Raw genomic sequence first — 19,188 nt, forward strand, 5'->3', positions numbered from 1 at the left:
AGACGATCATATTGCGCCACAACAGTTACTGTGCCGCAAGGAAAGCAGAAATTATCAAACTACGCAAGCTTGCATTATTAGACTTTGTGTGATTTCTTGAAGTCCTCTCGGAAGGGAGGGCGCACAGCATTCATTGGTGCGCTGGAGGAGATTTCGAGCCGGTAGGAGGACGCGTGCCGGAAAACGCACCCATCATTGAAGCGCGCAGGTTAACGCGCTCGTTTGGCGGCTTCGTTGCCGTCAATAACGTCGACATCCAAATCAGTCCGGGAACTATTCACGCCCTTATCGGTCCAAACGGCGCGGGCAAGAGCACACTCTTCAATTTGCTTACGAAGTTCCTTTCCCCCAGTTCCGGACACATCTTTTTCAAGGGGCGTGACATTACCGGCATGGCACCGGCGGACATCGCAAGGCTGGGGCTGGTGCGCTCATTCCAGATTTCCTCAGTGTTTCCGCATCTAAGCGCACACGAGAACGTCCGCGTTGCCCTTCAGGCCCGCGAGCACGAGACTTTCTCGTTCTGGAAATCCAATACGTGCCTCAGACGCTTCGATGACGAAGCGAGCGCGCTTCTCGAGAGTGTGGGTCTTTCCGACAAGGCAGGAGCATTGGCAAGCGAACTTTCCTACGGGCGCAAGCGCGCACTGGAGTTGGCGACCACACTTGCGCTGGAGCCCGAGGTCTTGTTGCTCGACGAACCGATGGCAGGCATGGGCACCGAAGATATCGGCAGAACCGCTGATCTCATACGGCGGGTTGGAAAAGGCAGAACCGTGCTGATGGTAGAACACAATCTCGGGGTTGTGGCGGACCTGTCCGATACGATCACGGTACTCCGTCGTGGCGAAGTGATCGCCGAAGGCTCATACGCCGAAGTGTCCGCCAACAGCGAAGTTCGACAAGCCTATATGGGAGCATCCCATGTCTGAACCCGCACTGCTCGATGTAAAGGACCTCGAAGCCTGGTACGGCGAAAGCCACGTCCTGCACGGAGTGAACTTCAATGTAAGAAGAGGCGAAGTTGTAACGCTCATTGGCAGGAACGGGGCGGGCAAGACTACGACTTTACGGACCCTGATCGGCATCGTCGGAAAACGCTCCGGCAGCGGGTTGTTGGGGAGCGTAGACCTCCTGAAGGTTCCACCTCACAAGGTAGCCCGCCACGGCATCGGGTATGTCCCGGAAGAGCGCGGCATATTTTCGAAACTGAACGTACTGGAGAACCTGCTGTTCCCGCCCGCGTGGAAAACAGGAGGGATGAGCATCGACGAGATTTACGATCTCTTTCCAAACCTCCGGGCACGTGGCGCAACGCCCGGAACGCGCCTCTCCGGGGGCGAACAGCAGATGCTGGCGATCGGAAGGGTGTTGCGAACTGGAGCCGACATCATCCTTCTCGACGAACCGACCGAGGGCATAGCTCCGGTCATCATCGAGGAGATCGGGGCCGCCTTGCGGATACTCAAAGAGCGAGGCATCACCATCATCCTCGTCGAACAGAACCTGCGCTTTGCAGCCTCCATCGCGGACCGGCATTTTGTGCTGGATCAAGGGAAGGTCGTCGACGAAATCCCCAACAGCGAACTCGACGCCAACATGGACCGTCTCAACCGGTACCTCGGGGTCTGACCGTGGCACACACACTTCAACAGGTAGAAATCCAATGACAGATTTCCTCGGGGTGCCTATACCCGTCCTCTTGGGCCAATTGCTGCTCGGCCTGATCAACGGCTCATTCTACGCGCTGCTGAGCCTCGGTCTAGCGATCATCTTCGGGATGCTCAACGTAATCAACTTCGCCCATGGTGCCTTCTATATGCTTGGCGGGTTTGTCGCCTGGTACCTGCTCTCAAGACTTGGCCTGGGATACTGGTGGACCTTGATCGCGGCCCCCCTAATTGTCGGGCTGGCGGGGATTGGCGTGGAGAGGTTGCTCCTGAAGCGGCTCTACCGCATGGACCACCTATACAGCCTGCTCCTGACATTCGGCGTCGCTCTCATGTTAGAAGGGCTCTTCCGACACGTATTCGGATCGGCCGGCAAGCCCTATCCCGTTCCTGCTCTACTGAGCGGCGGCCTCAACCTCGGCTTCATGTTCCTGCCGATGTATCGGGCGTGGGTGATCGTAGTGTCGCTGGCGATCTGCTTGATTACGTGGTTGGTCATCGAACGGACGAAGCTCGGAGGTTATCTAAGAGCTGCGACAGAGAATCCCTCGCTTGTTCAGGCGTTCGGCATCAATGTTCCACTGATGCTCACCTTGACCTACGCGTTTTGCGTCGGTCTCGCTGGCTTCGCTGGAGCGCTTGCGGCACCGCTTTATCAAGTGAGCCCCGGGATGGGTTCGAGTATCATCATTGTCGTATTCGCCGTCGTCGTGATCGGCGGCATGGGGTCCATCGGAGGGGCGATCGTCACTGCGCTGGCATTGGGTGTAATCGAAGGTCTGACCAAGACATTCTACCCTGCCGCATCTTCAATTGCGGTGTTCGTGGTGATGGTGCTGGTTATCCTCATTCGGCCGGCGGGCCTTTTCACACGGGAGGCGTAATATGAATATGACAGCCCTTTCCTCCTCTCTGCCGAAGTCCAACCTGGCGCGGTCTATTGGTCTCGCCCTGCTGATACTGGTCGCGTCGATTCTGCTGCTCGCACCTCTGCTCACGTATCCGCTGTACCTGATCAAGATTCTCTGCTTCGTTCTCTTCGCCGCCGCATTCAATCTTGTGCTCGGATACGCCGGCTTGCTTTCTTTTGGCCACGCAGCCTTTTTCGGAGGGGGCGCATACATCGCCGCCCATGCGGCGAAGGTCTGGCAGTTGCCCTTCGAACTCGCGATTCTCGCTGGCACCGCGTTTGCGACGATCGTCGGCTTCATTTTTGGAGCGATCGCGATCCGCCGGCACGGCATCTATTTCGCGATGATCACGCTGGCCCTTGCGCAGATGATTTACTTTCTCGCAGTCCAGATGCCCTTCACCGGCGGCGAGGATGGCATCCAGAGCGTGCCTCGGGGCTACCTATTGGGAATCGTCAACCTCGAAAACATAACTGCGATGTACTACACCGTACTCGGCGGCACAGCCCTCGGCCTGGTGATCATCTGGCGCACCGTCAACTCACCCTTCGGTCATACTCTTTCAGCAATCCGAGAGAATGAGACGCGAGTAATCTCGTTGGGTTTGAAGCCAGAGCGCTACAAACTGATCGCCTTCACCCTGTCGGCTGCGCTTTCGGGCTTCGCCGGCTCAATGAAAGCGATAGCCTTTCAACTGGCTTCGCTCGTGGACGTGACTTGGCACATGTCGGGTGAAGTCATCTTGATGACGCTCCTCGGTGGCATGGGTACCCTTATCGGACCCATCGTCGGAGCAACCGTCGTTGTCGGCCTCGAACACTTCCTCGCAACGAGTGGCCTGCCGATCACGTTCATAATCGGCCTTTTCTTCGTCGTCTGCGTCATGATGTTCAGACGTGGTGTCTTTGGAGAATTGAAGCACTTCCTCCAGCGAGGTCAGGCGTAGATAAGTCTTGTTATGCAAGCATGGAGGCCGGATCAATCCGGCCTTTTTTTCGTCCAACAGCAGACTATCTCGACCTTGCGCCGAACAAGTAACCGATTGCCGCGGCCATCGCCAAGAGCGCTACAGTCGTCAAATCTGGAGATACCCCGTCTAGGACGCTGCTTTCGGACGTTAGGGTCGGGGAGATCAGGCTGTAAGCCGCCAAGGCCGCCAGCACCGACACAAAGACTATAAGGGACAGCATAGGCAAGGATGCTGTCCCACGAGTATCCGCAATTAGGCTTCCGCCAGATGGGCCGGAAGAAGGCGCGGCGGGTGCCGCGGGACGCGCAGGCTCCGTCGCGCCACCATGTTGCGCTGTAACTTGAATCGAGCCGTCCTGCTTCTGGCTGCCTGAGGCCGGCAAAGCCTTGCGGGCTTGAATCTCCTCAGAGAACTTGGCGAAGAAATGCCCCGCCATCTGTTTGGCGGTAACATCGATAAGCCTCCCGCCCAACTGGGAGAGCTTGCCCCCGATCTGCGCGGCGACGCTGTAGTGCAGCATGGTTCCATCATCCACGGCCTCCAGCTTCACGGTTGCGTCGCCCTTCGCGAAGCCGGCGACACCGCCCTGTCCTTCTCCGCTTATCTTGTACCCGTGAGGTGGGTCGAGGTCGGACAGCGTTACATTGCCCTGAAACCTTGCCTTGACTGGACCAACCCTCATGACGGCCACCGCGGACATCTCAGTATCCGAAATTTTCACCAGTTCCTGGCAACCAGGGATACAGAGCTTCAACACCTCGGGATCGTTGAGCGCGGCCCAGACCTCTTCCTTTGTTGCCGGGATCATCTGCTGGCCCGTCATTTCCATTGATTCTCTCCTCACCTATGTCCCTTTGCGACTGACACCAAGCCGCACACTGGTCACTTGACAATCGTTCGTAAAGTCTAATAATGCAAGTGAATTTTGGAGCATCTCGAAGAGATGGCAGCCGAAGCGCCTTGATAACAGGGCTGTTGATGGCAAGGTCTCCGATGCGATGGGATAAATGGCACGATGAAGCCGGCGCAATTCGATTATGCAGTCCCTACAACGGTCGAGGAAGCAGCGCGGCTGCTTGCGGAATCGAACGGCGACGGCAAGATCATTGCCGGCGGCCAAAGCCTCATGCCCATGATCAACTTCCGCCTTGTAAAGCCGTCGATCCTCATCGACGTGAATCGGATCGCAGGCCTCAACCGCATAGAGCTAGTCGGGAAGCGGGTAAGGATTGGTGCGACCGTCCGCCATCATCAGACAGCCTCTGATCCATTGATCGCCAAGCATCTGCCGGTGGTCCATGATGCCATGCAACATGTCGCACATGTCACGGTCCGCAACCGAGGCACCTTCTGCGGCAGCGTCGCCCATGCCGACCCGGCAGCCGAAATGCCGATGGTGACACGGTTCTTGGACGGAACAATCATCGCCTTGTCGATACGGGGCGAGCGACGTATCCCAGCGGCCGACTTTTTCGTGGGTTCTTTGGTCAACAGTCTCGAGCCGGATGAAATGGTGCTCGCAGTGGAGATCGACGTGATGCCCGATGAAGCCGGTTGGGGCTTCGAAGAATTCGCCAAGCGTCACGGAGACTTTGCATTGGCCGCCTTTGCCGCCACACTCCGGATGGATAACGGACGTGCACGAGACGTCCGTATCGGGATGATGGGCGTCGGCGAAGTACCTCTGCGTCTTCCTGAGGTCGAAGAGATTCTCGAGGAGACGCAGTTGACTCAAGGAGTGCTCCAAGCGGTCGCTGAAAAGCTCAACGACATCTTGACGCCGAATACCGATATCCACGCCTCCGCTGACTATCGCAGGCATTTGTCGGGCGTTCTCGCGAAGAGAGCGCTCCGCTCCGCCTGGGTTAGAGCGGGCGGTAGAAATGAGGCGACCAATGGTTGAGAAAACAATTACTGTGGGCGTCAACGGGATATCCTACACCCGCACCGTCGAACCGCGGATGCTTCTTAGCGATTTCCTGCGTCAAGAACTGACCCTTACCGGAACGCATGTCGGCTGCGAACATGGAGTGTGCGGTGCCTGCACCGTACTTCTGGACGGTCGAAGCGCGCGCTCGTGTCTGACTCTTGCGGTCCAAGTCGATGGCTTGGAGATTGAAACCATCGAAGGTCAGGGGGAGATCGACTGCCTGGGCAGGGTCCAGGAGGCCTTCCGCCAGCATCATGGGCTCCAGTGCGGCTTCTGCACGCCCGGTTTCATCATGGCAGTCACGGACCTTCTCCGGCATCACCCGCTCGAATCGGACGAGCAGATACGGGAAGCCCTCTCGGGCAACATCTGCCGCTGCACGGGATATGAGAACATAGTCAATGCTGTTCGCGAACTGGCACGGGAAAGAGGACCTCTCACATGAAAATGCACTTCCTCGAAGGTGGCCGGCTGCGCATGCGACGGTCGATCTATGTCGCAGGAGCGCCAAAGGAAGAGTCGATCGAGCTTCCTGTGCACGCTACTCTGTTACGCCACCCGCAAGGAAACGTACTCTTCGATAGCGGCTGCAATCCCGAAGCCGCTATCGATCCCCAAGCGCGTTGGGGAGGATTGAGCAAAGTCATGACGCCGGCGTTCGAGCCGGATCAAACCGTCATTCATCAGCTTAACCACGTGGGTTTGACATCAGATGATGTTGACGTTGTCATCTGTTCGCACCTCCATCCTGACCACTGCGGATGTAACGCCTACTTTGTCAAAGCCACCATCATCTGTCATGAGGCCGAGCTTCAAGCGGCACGGACTGAAGGTGCCGTTAGCGCGGGCTATCTTCCCCGCGAATGGGATCAGCCGCAGGGGTTTCAGACATTCGCCACCGAGCATGATCTTTTTGACGACGGCAGGATCGTGATCATCCCGATGCCGGGGCACACTCCGGGGATGAGCGTCGCCAGAATTGAGCTGGACCGTGACGGCGCTTTCGTACTCGCGTCTGATGCCGCCCCTCTGCAGGAGAATATCGACAGTGGCATTGCGCCCAAGAATACCTGGAACATGGAGCTCGCCGGATTGGCCCTCAAGCGTCTGAAATCCATGCGCGACAGCGGCGACACTGTTATTTCAGGGCACGATGACGCTCAGTGGAAGGGCCTTCGGAAAGGATCGGAATTCTACGAATGACCGATCACCAACATCCTGCCGAACTCCGACCGAAAATGGTCGGGACCCGCGTCAAACGTACTGAGGACCCACGCCTTCTTGCAGGCATGGGGCAATACGTTGACGACATATCTCCCGCCGGAACCTTGCATGTAGCACTCAGGCGTTCCGACCAGCCGCATGCTCGGATACTGAACATTGATGTCGGCGAAGCGTTCTCAGTCCCCGGGGTCGTAGCCATCTATGACATCAGTGACATCGAAGGCGAGATCAAGCCGGCGATCCCGACATCCCGCATGCCCGGCTATTACGCCACTCCCAATTGGCCCCTAGCGCGAGGAAAAGTACGATACGTTGGCGAACCCGTTGTTGCGGTCGTCGCTGAGAGCCGGTACGCCGCCGAGGATGCCCTTGAGCACATAAACATCCAGTACGACCCGTTGCCTTTCGCCATCCGGCAGGTCGACGCAGTCAAGGATGATGCGCCGTTACTCCACGAAGAGGCCGGAACGAACACCATAATTCGCCGCGAGTTCAAGCGAGGCGATGTTGATGCCGCCTTCGAGGAGGCTGCCGTTATTGTGAAGGGCCGCTTCAGGATGACCCGCAAGACCGCAGTCCCGATGGAGAACCGTTCCTACTTGGCCCAATGGGACGGCAGAAAGCAGTCGCTGACCCTCCACACGTCGTCGGGCAGCCCGGGCATCATACGCGACGTACTATCAGGTTGCCTGGATTTGCCCGGAACACGCTTGCGGGTTGTCGCACCCGACGTCGGTGGCAGCTTTGGCGCTAAAGGGTCGTTGTACCCCGAAGAGATGCTGGTCTGCGTCCTGGCGCGAAAGCTGAAACGTCCAGTGAAGTTCGTCAGCGATCGTCTGGAGGACCTATCTGCCACAAGCCAGGCCTTCGACGAACTGATCGAAGCGGAATTGGCTGTCACAAGCGAGGGGCTGCTCATCGGGCTCAAAGCAGACGTGATCGGCGACGTGGGTGCGTACTCCATATATCCATGGACCGCCGCACTGGAAACCGTACAGGTCGTCAGCTTCCTCCCTGGTCCATACCGGATGGAACACTACAGGGGCCGGATCAGGGGTGTCCTCACTCCCAAGCCGCCCACGGGTCCCTATAGGGGAGTTGGCCGTCCCTCCTCCACCTTTGCCATGGAACGGCTTGTCGAAATGGCGGCGCGCGAGTTGAACATGGACCCCGTCGAGTTCCGGCGAAGAAATTTGGTGCGGGCGGAAGAATTCCCTTACCGGACGGCTTCGGGGATCATCTGGGACAAGTCCGCATTCCAAGAGTGTTTGGAAGGCGCTTGCGAGAAAGCCGATTACGCGGACCTGGTTCGCCAGAGAGACGCGGCACGAAGCGAAGGCCGTTGGGTGGGCATCGGACTGGCAAGCTACGCGGAATTGACGGGTATAGGCTCACGCATATCGGTCGCGCCCGGCATGCCCATCAACACCGGGACAGAAACTTCGAAGATCGAGATAGACGCAACCGGCGCGATTACAGCATCTTTCGGGATTTCGTCACATGGCCAAGGCTTGGAGACGACCCTTGCACAGGTGATCGTCGATGAGCTTGGCTGTAAGTTGGAGGACATCCAGGTAAGACACGGTGACAGCGCACTCGTACCAATGTCCAGCGGCACCTACGCCAGTCGCTCGGCAGTGCTAGGAGGTGGCGCGGCCACGCTCGCCGCACGGGTTGTTAAAGGCAAGGTGTTACGGGCAGCGGCCTTTCTCATGGAGCAGAGCGTCGATGATCTGGATATCCGCGACGGTATCATTGCGAGCCGCCAGTCCAATCTAACGATGACGCTCAAGGAAGTCGCCTCAGCTGTGTATACTCAAATGGGGCGCATCCCACGCGAGCAACGCGAAGACCTCACCGCATCGGAAACCTACGATCCTTACCTGGGGACGGCTTGCTCATCCACGCATCTGGCGATGGTGGAGATCGATCCGGAGACCTACGGTGTTGAAATACGCCGCTATGTCGTGGCAGAGGACTGCGGCAAGATCATAAATCCCATGATCGTGGACGGGCAAGTACATGGAGCTGTAGCGCAAGGCATCGGTGCCGCGCTGCTCGAGGAGATCGTTCACGACGACAATGGACAGGCAGTGGCTGCCAGCCTTGCAGATTATCTTGTACCTGTCGCAGGCACCGTACCAAACATCGGCATCGTACACATAGAGGCCGACTTGCCCAACAACGTTGGCGGCTTCCGGGGAATGGGTGAAGGCGGAACAATCGGGGCTCCAGCAGCTATTGCCAACGCAGTATCTGATGCCTTGGCCCATCTTGGCGTCTCAGTCGAGACCCTGCCCATTACGCCCGAGCGGATATTCCAGTTGCTGCGCGACAAGGCACTAGCAGGTCAGCCGGTCAAGACGCCGGCGTAGCACTCCAAGCGAACGCGCCGGCCTCGCATCAAAGGTCAAACGGGTACCTAAGCTTGTAGTCGGTGTCCTTGGCCGAGATCGGCTTCTTGCATTCGGAGCAGACGACGACGGCAGAGAAATCATTGCCGCACTTCTTGTGCCGAAGGCGCATCGGGGGCTTGCCATTTGCCAACCAGCGGTCGCCCCAAGCCATCATGACCAGCATCGGCTTGTAGAGATCGAGTCCCATTTCCGTGAAGCGATACTCGAAACGGTCCCCACTACCATATGGCGTCTTGCGAAAAACGCCTGCCTGAACGAGCCGTGCAAGCCGATCGGAGAGGATGTTGGTCGCGATTCCAAGGTTCTCGCGCATTTCCTCGTATCGGCGGACGCCGTTCCAACCCTCTCGAAGAATAAGGAAACTCCAGCGATCCCCGATGATCGCAAGGGTCCGCGCAACGGAGCAGGGCCTCACTCTTTCAAGCAACGCAGGGTCAGAACTCCTTCGGGATGTGGGCCTGGTCTCAACGGGTGTGTACCCAGCTCCCGGACCATCACGAGGCGCAACCTCCCTCGCCGTGAAAGGTTCGAGGCATTCGCTGCACACAGTCACCGGCCGACAGCTGCATCCGCAGGTCTTGTGAAGCAGTTGCAGTGGCGGCTCATTATCGCCGGCGAGCCACTTGTCTCCGAATTCCATCAAAGACAGCATCGTCGGGAACAGGTCCTTTCCACGTTCAGTAAGAAAGTACTGTTGCCCCGGCTCTTTCGGCCTTTTTCCTAACGCCAGAATTTCATTTGATAGCAGTGACGCCAGTCTTGATGACAGGGTCTGCCGAGGGATGCCAAGGCGCTGCTGGAACTTGTCGAACCTCCGGACACCAAAGTACGCCTCTCGAAGGATCAAGAAGTTCCACGTGTCCAGGACAATTTCCATTGTCCTGCGTACCGATGACTGCCGCTCCATCAAAGGCTTCGGCTGGATAGACTGGGTCGACAATATATGCTTGCTCAGGTCCAAATGCATCCACGTCCTTATGGGGCCGGCTTCGATCTAGCCGATCGTATCGCAAGTCTAATAGTGAAAGTCGCCGATTTCAACTAGGCATGGCGCTCATAGGCGGTATACCTCCGCCCAATCCTCCGCCTCCCGAAGTCCCTTGAAGGAGGGATGCCGCAGCGTACCGGTATGGGTCCAGGCACGGTACTCTACCTCGGCCAAGAGCGATGGAGACGCTGACACCAAGTTTTTGCCCGGTAGACGCACAGGTGGAACGCTCGTCTTCAGCTTGTCGAGCTGTTTCTTGAGGGACCTCGCCTGATCCTGACTGAAGCCTGTCCCGACGGAACCCACATAGACGTAGTCGGGGCCCTTGAGGGCCGCCAGCAAGAGGCTGCCGACTGCACCTGGCACCGCCTTGGATGGCTCATAGCCGACGATGGCGAAGGTGTCCCTCTGCACGCACTTGATCTTCAGCCAGTCCCCGGTACGACCAGATCGGTATGGGCGATCGCGATGCTTGGCGATGATGCCCTCAAGCTCGTGGACACATGCGTGCCGGAACAGTTGGTCCGGGTCTTCTTCGAACTCCTCCGACAAACGGATCGCGCCCGTCTTCTCCGCCAGCACATCCTCAAGAAGCCTTCGCCTGGCGCTGTGCTCCATCCGCGTCAGGTCGTGGCCGTCCAGATAGAGCAGATCGAATGCAAGCAGCACCGAGTTCCGTGAAGGCAGTTTTCCGCCCCTGCCCCCAAGCGAGTTCTGCAGCATTCCGAAATCCGGTATGCCGCGTTCGTTGAACATGACGGCCTCTCCGTCGAGGATCATCGTCGATGGTGAGAACCGTTTCGCCTCTTCCTCGATTCCTGGAAAGCGATGCGTCCAGTCATGGCCGCCGCGCGTGAGGATTCGCACTCGCCCGGGTTCGATGTGGACCGCGAGACGATAGCCGTCCCACTTCAGTTCATATGACCACTCATCCCCATGAGGAGGCTTGGTGACCAGTTTGGCGAGACAAGGCTCCACGCGCTCCGGCATGGGATCAAAAGGTAGTTCGGGCTGCTTCGGATCACGCCTTCTGACGCGCCCGCTTTTCAGCGGCAGGTCGTGCTCGTGGAGCAGTGGCGCAACAGCCTTGCGAGGGCGCTTGGTCATCGAGCTATTGCAGCAGGAAATGCTTAATAAGAAATCGCATTGACTCCACGTCGCCGCAGAACATAATGAGAACAGAGGAGCCGCATGGCGGCCGTGCTCCCATCACATCTCGAACCCAGCAGACGCGCCTCGGCGCGAAGGAGAACCCGTGTCCGCATTGCCTGTAGAGCCGCCAGTAGAAGAAGACCCCATCGATGAAGTCGAGGCTGCTGTTGCCTGGCACGGTGGTGATGCTCGCGCGGCCATCGCTACCCTCCTCGATGATTGCCGACACCTGCGACTTCAATTGGCGTTGACCGAAGCCGCCATGAGCCGGGGTTTCACGCGCGATTGGAGCCCTTCGCCGAAGAGGGGCGAAGCATGACGGGTGACGCTGCCGGGAAACTCAAGGAGGCCATCAGGCATCGCATCGCATGCATCGACCGGGTGACGATCAACGCCTTCGCGGGCACCGGGAGATCAAGGCGACGCGAACTTCAGGCCACTCACGCCATCGCCAGGCGCATCGTTTATGAGGGACTGCACCCATTCTCGTTCCACTGGGATCACGGCAACCGCGAGCCTGCTACCAGCCACGACGTCTACTTGACCGTTTTGACCGCTCTGTTCGATATTGACGATGAGGATGCCCGCCGCTGGGGCAGCAAGACCGAATGGGATGCAGCCAGGGCAGAAGCCACCCGTGACATTGTCAGGGCACTGACGCGGAAGTTCGTGGTCGGAGAACGCAGGATCGTTTCTGTTCGGCCAGAGGATTATGTCGGTTCTCACAGTCTGAGCGCCAGCAGATATGAGGATGAGCTGTAGATGTGCAACCTCTACAACGTCACCACCAATCAGGAAGCCATCCGCGCAATTACCAAGGCGCTCGACCGCCTGGGCAACCTCCAGCCATCACTCGACATCTATCCTGACCAGATGGCACCCATCGTGCGCAACATTGACGGTATCCGCGAGATGTCATGGGTGCGCTGGGGCATGCCGAGTTCGCAGCAGGCACTCTACCAAGCCGCAACGAAGCGGGCCGACAAGCTGCGGGCAAAGGGAAAAGAAGTCGACTTCCAGGAGCTGCTGAAGATGGAGCCGGATGGTGGGACGACCAACATCCGGAATACGACCAGCAAGCATTGGCTTCGCTGGACTGGCATCGAGAACCGCTGCGTTGTTCCGTTCACCCGTTTCGCCGAGCCCGATCCAGCGAGCAAGGTAGAAGGCGGCCGGACACCGAACGCGTGGTTCGCTCGCGACGAGAGCGAGCCACTGATGTTCTTCGCTGGTCTCTGGGTGCGGGATTGGGAATGCGTTCGGAAAGTGAAAGAAGGTCTCATCCGCTGCGATCTCTTCGCGTTCCTCACAACCGAGCCGAATGCCGTTGTGGCTCCCATCCACCCCAAAGCAATGCCTGTGATCCTGGGCAGCGAGGACGAGGTGGAACGATGGCTGACGGCACCGTGGTCGGAGGCAAGAGAGCTGCAGCGCCCCCTACCGGTGAGCGAGCTTGTGCTGCTTCCGGAGCGCGCGGTTGGAAGCGAGCCCTCTGCTACTCACCCGTCACTGCTGTAAGCGACGTCATGGAAACTTGCGACAGCTCCAATGGCACTGGCTGGGCCTGCGAACCTCACCCTCGAAAGCCAAGGACTGGCTCGCGGCAATTCGGATGTGGTGGAGCGGGCATTTTCTGTCCCTTTTGCAGTTCGGTGGATGATCAAGATCAGGAGCCTAATCTCTCAAACATGACTGGAGTCATGAGAAGTTATTACTAAGATGCCCGACTGGCTAGGCTACGTGATTTCCGCGCTAGCGTTGTTGTTCGCGCTCACCTCCATAGCGGGACACGCAGCAAGCTGGATGGGCTGGATTTAGCCCCTGTTGCATGCGTGAAAAGCCTTAGCGAGGAGAGGTACTGCTGGTGCGCTTTGAGAACCGGCGACCAAATACTGCGACTTGGGTGACCGCTACTGGCGGCGCAAAGCTGCTGAAGGCCATAGTGACTATGGCCAAAGCGGACACAACCGCTCACGGATGCAGCTTCCGCGTAGCGCTTGGTCTCGTCGTTCAAGTACATTGCGCCAGCGGTTGAAAGCGGACGGTGCATCATTCCTTGTTAGTGCGCCTTGGTCGTCTTTGAACCGTTGTCGGCTCTCGTATATACAGCGGCCGTGCTGATCTGGGGGGCAATGGTCGCCTAGCCGGCTCACGACCTTCCCGTGGTCATTCAGCCCCTGGTCTTGGTGTCCTAGACTCGAGCATAGTACTACCTTGGTCTGAGTCGGAGGCCGAGGAGGGATCATGCAAGTCAAGATGGTGCAGCACGCGGTCGGCCAGGGCGGATTGTTTAGTGGCGAGCTGAGGACACAGCGAACGTCGTGGCGCTGGGTTTACGACTGCGGCTCGAACCAGCGGGACGCACTACGGCGCGAAATCAAGATCACTGCCAGTTGCGGTGACATCGACATGCTCTTTCTTTCACATCTTGATAGCGACCATGTCAGCGGCGTGGATGAACTGCTTTGCCAGGTTAGGGTACGCGAGGTCGTCCTTCCCTACCTCAACGAGTCGATGGTGCTGGCAATCATGGCTCGAGAGGCTTCAAGCGGCGCTTTGTCTGGCATGTTCATCGAAGCCACAAACGATCTTGCCAGTTGGTTTGGCAGTCGGGGTGTCGAGACGATCACCTTCTTGGGCGGTTCAGACGACGATGGCGGTGAAGGCCCGATCCTGCCAATTGATCTAAGCGACGATGGTGATGAGGACGGTTACGTTCCCGAGTGGACACAGCCGCCGCGGCTAATGACCGAGTTGGTTGCCGACCCCAACCGGGTTCAAGGTCGATCGGACCGTGTCGCGGCGATGCAGCAGGTAGTGGCCGGCGCTACCATCCAACTTATGACACCGAAAGGAGCGATAAATTGGGCACTGATCCCTTATGTCCACTTACCGGGAACCAAATTGATGCGCGCTTTCGAGCGAGCACTAGAGGATGAGTTTGGGACACCGCTCGACAAGAAGGCCATCATGGCAAATGCCAAGGACCCGCACGTCCGCGACAAGCTTCGTGACTGCTATGACGCGCTTTGGCTTGACCATAACCTCGTGACGATGACGCTGTACTGTGGTCCGCTGGCTTCTAAGCGCGGAAAGGTGTCGCTCTCTAGATATCACTTTCACGATAGTTGGGAGCAAGCGATTGGCGGTTGGATGCTGACGGGCGACGCCTGTTGGTTTCCACGCGGAACTGAGCCGGTTAGGCGCATAATTTCCATTGAGAATTGAGCCATGTGAACCTTCCCCCAACGCGGAGAGCGACGGGGGCAACGGAGTGATCCACATGGGACTTTTAAACATCATCCGCCGGATGGCGCTGCGCGAGAAGCTGTCGATCCGTGAGATCAGTCGGCGCACGGGGCTTTCGCGCAACACGATCTCGAAGTATCTGAGCGCTGGCACGATCGAGCCGACGTTCACTGTGCCGGAACGGCCGAGCAAGCTTGATCCGTTCGCTGACAAACTGGCGGCCTGGCTGAAGACCGAGACCGGGAGATCACGCAAGCAGCGCCGAACGCTGAAGCAGCTTCATGCCGATCTGGTGGCTTTGGGCTTTACCGGCTCCTACGGTCGCGTCGCTGCGTTCGCCCGTGACTGGCGGGTTGAGCAGCAGGCGGTCGGCCGCGGCATATTCGTTCCCCTATCTTTCCGCCCAGGCGAAGCATTCCAGTTCGATTGGAGTGAAGACTATGCCGTGATAGGCGGCGAGCGCACGAAGCTTCAGGTCGCGCATATCAAGTTGGCGCACAGTCGGGCCTTTCTGGTCAGAGCTTACCTGCTGCAGACACACGAGATGCTCTTCGACGCCCACTGGCACGGCTTCCGTGTCCTTGGCGGCGTGCCCGCGCGTGGAATTTATGACAACATGCGCACCGCGGTTGATCGCGTCGGCCGCGGCAAGGAGCGGCAGGTCAACGTCCGCTTCCTGGCGATGACGAACCACTACGTCTTTGCGCCCGAATTCTGCAATCCGGCGGCAGGCTGGGAGAAGGGGCAGGTCGAGAAGAATGTTCAGGATGCCCGACCACGGCTATGGCAACAGATGCCGGACTTTCCGAATCTGCCGGCATTGAATGCCTGGTTGGAACAGCATTGCCAGGACCTGTGGCGGGAGACACCGCATGGCACCTTGCCCGGCACGATCGCGGATGTCTGGGCTGATGAGCGGGCAGCATTGATGACACTGCCTGCAGCTTTTGACGGCTTCGTCGAACAGAGCAAACGAGTCTCCCCCACCTGCCTTATCACCTTCGAGCGGAACCGCTATAGCGTGCCCGCATCGTTTGCCAACCGGCCTGTCAGTTTACGAATCTATCCCGAGCGGCTGGTCGTTGCGGGCGAGGGCAACGTTCTTTGCGAACATGTGCGGATCATAGAACGCAGTCACGACAAGCCACCACGGACGATTTACGACTGGCGGCATTATCTTGCGGTCATCCAGCGCAAGCCCGGAGCACTTCGTAACGGCGCACCCTTTATGGAATTGCCACCGGCCTTCCGCAAATTACAGGACCAGATGCTCCGCCGCCCCGGCGGTGATCGCGAGATGGCGGACATCCTTGCTCTCGTTCTTCATCACGACGAACAGGTCGTCCTGCGCGCTGTGGAACTGGCCCTGGAGGCCGGCGTGGCAACCAAGACGCATGTGTTGAACCTGCTGCATCGGTTGGTAGACGGGAAAACGACCGACGGCCCTATTATCGATACGCCGCACGCATTGGCATTGGCTCGTGAACCCAAGGCCAATGTCGAACGCTATGACGGGCTGCGTGTTCGGATCGTAGGGGGTCGCCATGCGTCATGATCCTGCCAGTGCCGCCGTGGTCATCATGCTGCGGAGCCTGAAGATGTATGGCATGGCCCAAGCGGTCATGGATCTGATTGAGCAAGGAGCGCCAGCGTTCGATGCGGCCGTGCCGATCCTGTCGCAGTTGCTGAAGGCGGAAATGGCGGAGCGCGAGGTTCGCTCCATCGCCTATCATATGAAGGCCGCCCGTTTCCCCGCCTACAAGGACATCTCCGGATATGACTTCGCCGCCAGCGAGATCAACGAAGCCACCGTGCGCCAATTGCATCGGTGTGAGTTCATGGACGAAGCGCAGAACGTTGTCCTGGTCGGAGGCCCTGGCACAGGCAAAACACATATCGCGACCGCTCTCGGCATCCAGGCTATCGAGCATCATCGCAGAAAGGTCCGCTTCTTCTCTACCATCGAACTGGTCAACGCTCTTGAGCAGGAGAAGGCCAAGGGCAAGGCCGGTCAGATCGCCGAAGCCCTGGTCCGTCTCGATCTGCTAATCCTCGATGAGCTTGGATACCTTCCGTTCAGCGCCTCGGGCGGCGCATTGCTCTTCCACCTGCTGAGCAAGCTTTACGAGCGCACCAGCGTCATCATCACCACCAACCTCAGCTTCAGCGAATGGGCTACCGTCTTCGGCGACGCCAAGATGACCACCGCTTTGCTCGACCGCCTGACCCACCGTTGCCACATCCTGGAAACAGGAAACGACAGCTTCCGCTTCAAGGCCAGCTCGGCCGCAGCGGCACAGAAGAGAGGAGAAAAGGCCAGCCCATTGACCAAACCCTGATCAGAAAACCATACTCAGAGGTGGCTCACTTCTCGGTGGAAAAACCGGCTCAGTTCCGCGTGGAAACCAACAGGCCCCTCACTATAACGCGATCTTTAGCCGCGCCGGCGATGAGCTGTGGGAGCAGATCAAGCAGCAACTACGTTCTGGAAACTACCAGCCAGAACTGCCCATCACTATCAGTGTGCCGAAGGAGCGTTTTTTCACGCGACCGGGAAGCATTCTCAGGCCCGCCGACCGTTTCATGTACCAAGCTCTCGTCGACAACATCATGGATGAACTGGAGGGGGGGCATGACCGCAGCCGTTCGTTCAGCCACGTTCCCTCGGAAGAGGAAGGGCAGATGTTCGCTCCCAACCACGAAGCGTGGGAACGATTTCAGGAGCGGGTCGCCGAAATCTGCGCGCATAGCGATTTTATCCTGAAGGCGGACATTTCGAACTATTTTGAGCGGCTGCCGCAGCACCATCTCGTGAACCTGATGTCGGCGGCCGGCTGCGCTCCGGAGGTCGTGAGCCTCCTGGAAGAAATGATGCTGGCGTTTCGCGAGCGGAATTCGTTTGGCATCGTTCAAGGCGTCTATCCTTCCGACGCGCTCGGCAACTTCTTCCTTTCCGACTTCGACGCTTACTGCGAACTCGCCGATATTATGTCAGCGCGCTACGTGGACGACATCTACATGGGGTTCCCGTCCGAAGCGGAGGCGCGACAAGGCCTCGCCGAATTAATAGAGACGCTACGCAAAGACGGCCTGCACCTCAACGAGTACAAGTCCAAGATCATGCCAGCCGACGAGGTCATCCAAGAGGAGACCGCGATCGACCGCCTGTTCGACGAAATCCGCGAGGAGATCGAGGATGATGAGTCTTACAATCGCGCCAGCCCATACGGTTTCGAGGTCGAGTGGGAAGACGAGGACGACGAGGCAGAAGCAAGCGACGAGGTCGACGACAACGTGGAACTTGAGAACGCCGCGGTCGAACGCCTGATGGAAAGCATCAGCAACTACCCGAACCAGGAGGACCAGATCGAGAAGTTCTGCCTCCCTATCCTGCGATCCGCCCAATCGGAAAGCGCCGTTGAGCATGTGCTCGGGAAACTGAAGGAAAAGCCGCACCAAACACGACTATACTTTTCCTACATTTCCACCTTCGTCCGGACGAGCCAAGATGTGGTCGGTGCCTTGGAAGAACTGGTGGCGGACGAAACGGTGTCGGACTACCAGCGGATGTTCCTGCTGGCCGCGCTTGTGAGGGCGAGGACTGTCAGCCGGCCGACGGTGAATACGGCCCTTCAGTGGCTCCAGAACCGCAGGGTCGCGAAGGAGACGCGGGCCATGGCTGCCATTTTCGCGGCGAAACACGGCGTCGCGCAGCAGAAGCGGGCCGTACGCACCGCCTACGAGGACGAGCCCTCAGAGTACGTGCGGAGCGCAATACTGTTCTCATCTAAGTACCTGACCGCGATGGAACGCAGGACCTGCAAGCGCGCCTGGGGCGGGCATAACCCGATTAACGGGCTAATCGCTCAGACGATCTGAGGAACGAAAAAATCCGCTTGCACATCGCAAGATGCGAGGCTGGTGGATGTATGCCTACTGGACTCGCTATCTGCAAGCCGAAAGTCCTCTCTCGGCCATGACCCGGTTGCTCTTGTCTTCAACGCTGACCACCGCTGAGCGGCAGACACCTCCCGCTCATTGCGGTCACAGATACAGCATGAGAAGTACATCCACACGCTACCAGATCGAGTAAATCAGCGGGCTCGAAACCTTGAACGCGCCATAGTCGCTTTCTGGATTGCCGCACAAGACCATTGCACTTATTGGAATGCCAAGGCTGTTGCCGGGGCGATGCCGCCATCCCCTTAGCACCGCTGATTTTCATTCCAGATTAGGTACCGGTTCTCGGTTCCCTCGACGATCTGATAGTTCTTCCTCTGGTGATCAGTCTGGCCATTCGATCGATTCCTCCCCAGCGGATGGCTCAGTTCAGACAACAAGCATTAGCCGTAAACACCGCCGAGCAGCATAGCTGCTGCCGCCGCGATCACTGTTGTTTGGGCAGTTTACTATTCTTCGACTCCGCCTCCCATTTTACGCCGCCTTACCGAGGGCACTGGAGTGCACCCCGTTTCGCCGGACATGTCGGCTAGTTTGATTTAGCCCCGATGAACTGTCGAGGGGAAGCCATCTTGAGCGCGGAATGAGGATGGATTTCGTTGTAGTCCTCGATCCACCCGCCGACGAGCCTAGCAGGGCCTTGATATTAACGGAGCAGGAGCGGTGACGACGGAGTTGGATCATTCTTCACTGGCAGGGTTAGCCAGATTCCACTTA

At 58.3% G+C, this 19,188-nt stretch carries 17 protein-coding genes and 1 pseudogene; 14 read left to right on the forward strand and 4 right to left on the reverse strand.

All coding sequences use genetic code 11. The features are described 5' to 3' along the window. The first annotated feature begins 173 nt into the window (after positions 1 to 173). The 4 genes from NT26_RS10755 to NT26_RS10770 are packed head-to-tail and all read left to right on the forward strand — an operon-like array spanning position 174 to position 3,527. Positions 174 to 932, forward strand: coding sequence for an ABC transporter ATP-binding protein (locus NT26_RS10755; RefSeq protein WP_052638822.1), 759 nt, complete (start codon positions 174 to 176; stop codon positions 930 to 932). Then, positions 925 to 1,632, forward strand: a complete 708-nt coding sequence (locus NT26_RS10760; RefSeq protein ID WP_052638823.1) for an ABC transporter ATP-binding protein — start codon at positions 925 to 927, stop codon at positions 1,630 to 1,632. Before NT26_RS10755 ends, NT26_RS10760 begins: the two co-directional genes overlap by 8 nt. Positions 1,633 to 1,666: 34 nt before the next feature. Next, positions 1,667 to 2,554: a branched-chain amino acid ABC transporter permease gene (locus NT26_RS10765; RefSeq protein ID WP_052638824.1), complete on the forward strand. Its 888-nt coding sequence runs from the start codon at positions 1,667 to 1,669 to the stop codon at positions 2,552 to 2,554. 1 nt (position 2,555) lies between these two features. Next, positions 2,556 to 3,527, forward strand: coding sequence for a branched-chain amino acid ABC transporter permease (locus NT26_RS10770; protein ID WP_052638825.1), 972 nt, complete (start codon positions 2,556 to 2,558; stop codon positions 3,525 to 3,527). A gap of 64 nt (positions 3,528 to 3,591) precedes the next feature. On the opposite strand, the gene NT26_RS10775 is transcribed toward NT26_RS10770, so the two are convergent. Beyond that, complete coding sequence (locus tag NT26_RS10775; RefSeq protein WP_052638826.1) at positions 3,592 to 4,380, reverse strand: SRPBCC family protein; 789 nt, start codon at positions 4,378 to 4,380, stop codon at positions 3,592 to 3,594. A gap of 186 nt (positions 4,381 to 4,566) precedes the next feature. Between NT26_RS10775 and NT26_RS10780 the strand changes: the two genes are divergently transcribed. Genes NT26_RS10780 through NT26_RS10795 form a run of 4 tightly spaced genes read left to right on the forward strand, consistent with a single transcriptional unit; the run spans position 4,567 to position 9,080 of the window. Then, positions 4,567 to 5,454 (forward strand): FAD binding domain-containing protein, encoded by an 888-nt coding sequence (locus NT26_RS10780; RefSeq protein WP_052638827.1) that lies wholly within the window; start codon positions 4,567 to 4,569, stop codon positions 5,452 to 5,454. Beyond that, positions 5,447 to 5,926: a (2Fe-2S)-binding protein gene (locus tag NT26_RS10785; protein WP_052638828.1), complete on the forward strand. Its 480-nt coding sequence runs from the start codon at positions 5,447 to 5,449 to the stop codon at positions 5,924 to 5,926. Before NT26_RS10780 ends, NT26_RS10785 begins: the two co-directional genes overlap by 8 nt. Next, the gene (locus NT26_RS10790; RefSeq protein ID WP_052638829.1) at positions 5,923 to 6,684 is read left to right on the forward strand and encodes an N-acyl homoserine lactonase family protein; all 762 of its coding nucleotides are present in this window, start codon (positions 5,923 to 5,925) and stop codon (positions 6,682 to 6,684) included. Before NT26_RS10785 ends, NT26_RS10790 begins: the two co-directional genes overlap by 4 nt. Further along, positions 6,681 to 9,080 (forward strand): xanthine dehydrogenase family protein molybdopterin-binding subunit, encoded by a 2,400-nt coding sequence (locus tag NT26_RS10795; RefSeq protein WP_052638830.1) that lies wholly within the window; start codon positions 6,681 to 6,683, stop codon positions 9,078 to 9,080. The genes NT26_RS10790 and NT26_RS10795 overlap by 4 nt, the downstream gene beginning before the upstream one ends. Positions 9,081 to 9,108: 28 nt before the next feature. On the opposite strand, the gene NT26_RS10800 is transcribed toward NT26_RS10795, so the two are convergent. Next, the gene (locus NT26_RS10800; RefSeq protein WP_152338604.1) at positions 9,109 to 10,089 is read right to left on the reverse strand and encodes a winged helix-turn-helix transcriptional regulator; all 981 of its coding nucleotides are present in this window, start codon (positions 10,087 to 10,089) and stop codon (positions 9,109 to 9,111) included. An 87-nt stretch (positions 10,090 to 10,176) separates the two neighbouring features. Next, positions 10,177 to 11,217: a non-homologous end-joining DNA ligase gene (ligD, locus tag NT26_RS10805; protein WP_052638831.1), complete on the reverse strand. Its 1,041-nt coding sequence runs from the start codon at positions 11,215 to 11,217 to the stop codon at positions 10,177 to 10,179. A gap of 360 nt (positions 11,218 to 11,577) precedes the next feature. Here ligD and NT26_RS10815 point away from each other — a divergent pair, with 360 nt between their 5' ends. The 6 genes from NT26_RS10815 to NT26_RS10840 all read left to right on the forward strand — a co-directional run bounded on the left by NT26_RS10815 (position 11,578) and on the right by NT26_RS10840 (position 18,390). After that, entirely contained in the window at positions 11,578 to 12,024 is a 447-nt protein-coding gene (locus tag NT26_RS10815; RefSeq protein ID WP_052638833.1) for a hypothetical protein, read from the forward strand. Then, the gene (locus tag NT26_RS10820) at positions 12,025 to 12,780 is read left to right on the forward strand and encodes an SOS response-associated peptidase (RefSeq protein WP_052638834.1); all 756 of its coding nucleotides are present in this window, start codon (positions 12,025 to 12,027) and stop codon (positions 12,778 to 12,780) included. Positions 12,781 to 13,506: 726 nt separating this feature from the next. Then, positions 13,507 to 14,490, forward strand: a complete 984-nt coding sequence (locus tag NT26_RS10825) for a ComEC/Rec2 family competence protein (RefSeq protein WP_052638835.1) — start codon at positions 13,507 to 13,509, stop codon at positions 14,488 to 14,490. A gap of 55 nt (positions 14,491 to 14,545) precedes the next feature. Further along, entirely contained in the window at positions 14,546 to 16,066 is a 1,521-nt protein-coding gene (gene istA, locus NT26_RS10830; RefSeq protein ID WP_052638836.1) for an IS21 family transposase, read from the forward strand. Continuing rightward, positions 16,056 to 16,850 carry an IS21-like element helper ATPase IstB gene (gene istB, locus NT26_RS10835; RefSeq protein ID WP_052638837.1) on the forward strand — a complete coding sequence of 265 codons (795 nt, stop codon included), beginning with the start codon at positions 16,056 to 16,058 and terminating at the stop codon, positions 16,848 to 16,850. The genes istA and istB overlap by 11 nt, the downstream gene beginning before the upstream one ends. 184 nt (positions 16,851 to 17,034) lie before the next feature. Further along, positions 17,035 to 18,390 (forward strand): RNA-directed DNA polymerase, encoded by a 1,356-nt coding sequence (locus tag NT26_RS10840; RefSeq protein ID WP_052638838.1) that lies wholly within the window; start codon positions 17,035 to 17,037, stop codon positions 18,388 to 18,390. Between the two features lie 610 nt (positions 18,391 to 19,000). Here NT26_RS10840 and NT26_RS23135 read toward each other — a convergent pair. Further along, a pseudogene (locus tag NT26_RS23135) lies at positions 19,001 to 19,102 on the reverse strand (integrase core domain-containing protein); the annotation flags it as partial. Between the last annotated feature and the right edge of the window lie 86 nt (positions 19,103 to 19,188).

The sequence above is a fragment of the Pseudorhizobium banfieldiae genome (genome assembly GCF_000967425.1).
GTDB classification, from domain to species: domain Bacteria; phylum Pseudomonadota; class Alphaproteobacteria; order Rhizobiales; family Rhizobiaceae; genus Neorhizobium; species Neorhizobium banfieldiae.

Coding starts and splice junctions, on each gene's coding strand:
- NT26_RS10760 (WP_052638823.1), top strand. CDS start 925: ATGTCTGAACCCGCACTGCTCGATGTAAAGGACCTCGAAGCCTGGTAC.
- NT26_RS10765 (WP_052638824.1), top strand. CDS start 1,667: ATGACAGATTTCCTCGGGGTGCCTATACCCGTCCTCTTGGGCCAATTG.
- NT26_RS10770 (WP_052638825.1), top strand. CDS start 2,556: ATGAATATGACAGCCCTTTCCTCCTCTCTGCCGAAGTCCAACCTGGCG.
- NT26_RS10775 (WP_052638826.1), bottom strand. CDS start 4,380: ATGGAAATGACGGGCCAGCAGATGATCCCGGCAACAAAGGAAGAGGTC.
- NT26_RS10780 (WP_052638827.1), top strand. CDS start 4,567: ATGAAGCCGGCGCAATTCGATTATGCAGTCCCTACAACGGTCGAGGAA.
- NT26_RS10785 (WP_052638828.1), top strand. CDS start 5,447: ATGGTTGAGAAAACAATTACTGTGGGCGTCAACGGGATATCCTACACC.
- NT26_RS10790 (WP_052638829.1), top strand. CDS start 5,923: ATGAAAATGCACTTCCTCGAAGGTGGCCGGCTGCGCATGCGACGGTCG.
- NT26_RS10795 (WP_052638830.1), top strand. CDS start 6,681: ATGACCGATCACCAACATCCTGCCGAACTCCGACCGAAAATGGTCGGG.
- NT26_RS10800 (WP_152338604.1), bottom strand. CDS start 10,089: ATGCATTTGGACCTGAGCAAGCATATATTGTCGACCCAGTCTATCCAG.
- ligD (WP_052638831.1), bottom strand. CDS start 11,217: ATGACCAAGCGCCCTCGCAAGGCTGTTGCGCCACTGCTCCACGAGCAC.
- NT26_RS10815 (WP_052638833.1), top strand. CDS start 11,578: ATGACGGGTGACGCTGCCGGGAAACTCAAGGAGGCCATCAGGCATCGC.
- NT26_RS10820 (WP_052638834.1), top strand. CDS start 12,025: ATGTGCAACCTCTACAACGTCACCACCAATCAGGAAGCCATCCGCGCA.
- NT26_RS10825 (WP_052638835.1), top strand. CDS start 13,507: ATGCAAGTCAAGATGGTGCAGCACGCGGTCGGCCAGGGCGGATTGTTT.
- istA (WP_052638836.1), top strand. CDS start 14,546: ATGGGACTTTTAAACATCATCCGCCGGATGGCGCTGCGCGAGAAGCTG.
- istB (WP_052638837.1), top strand. CDS start 16,056: ATGCGTCATGATCCTGCCAGTGCCGCCGTGGTCATCATGCTGCGGAGC.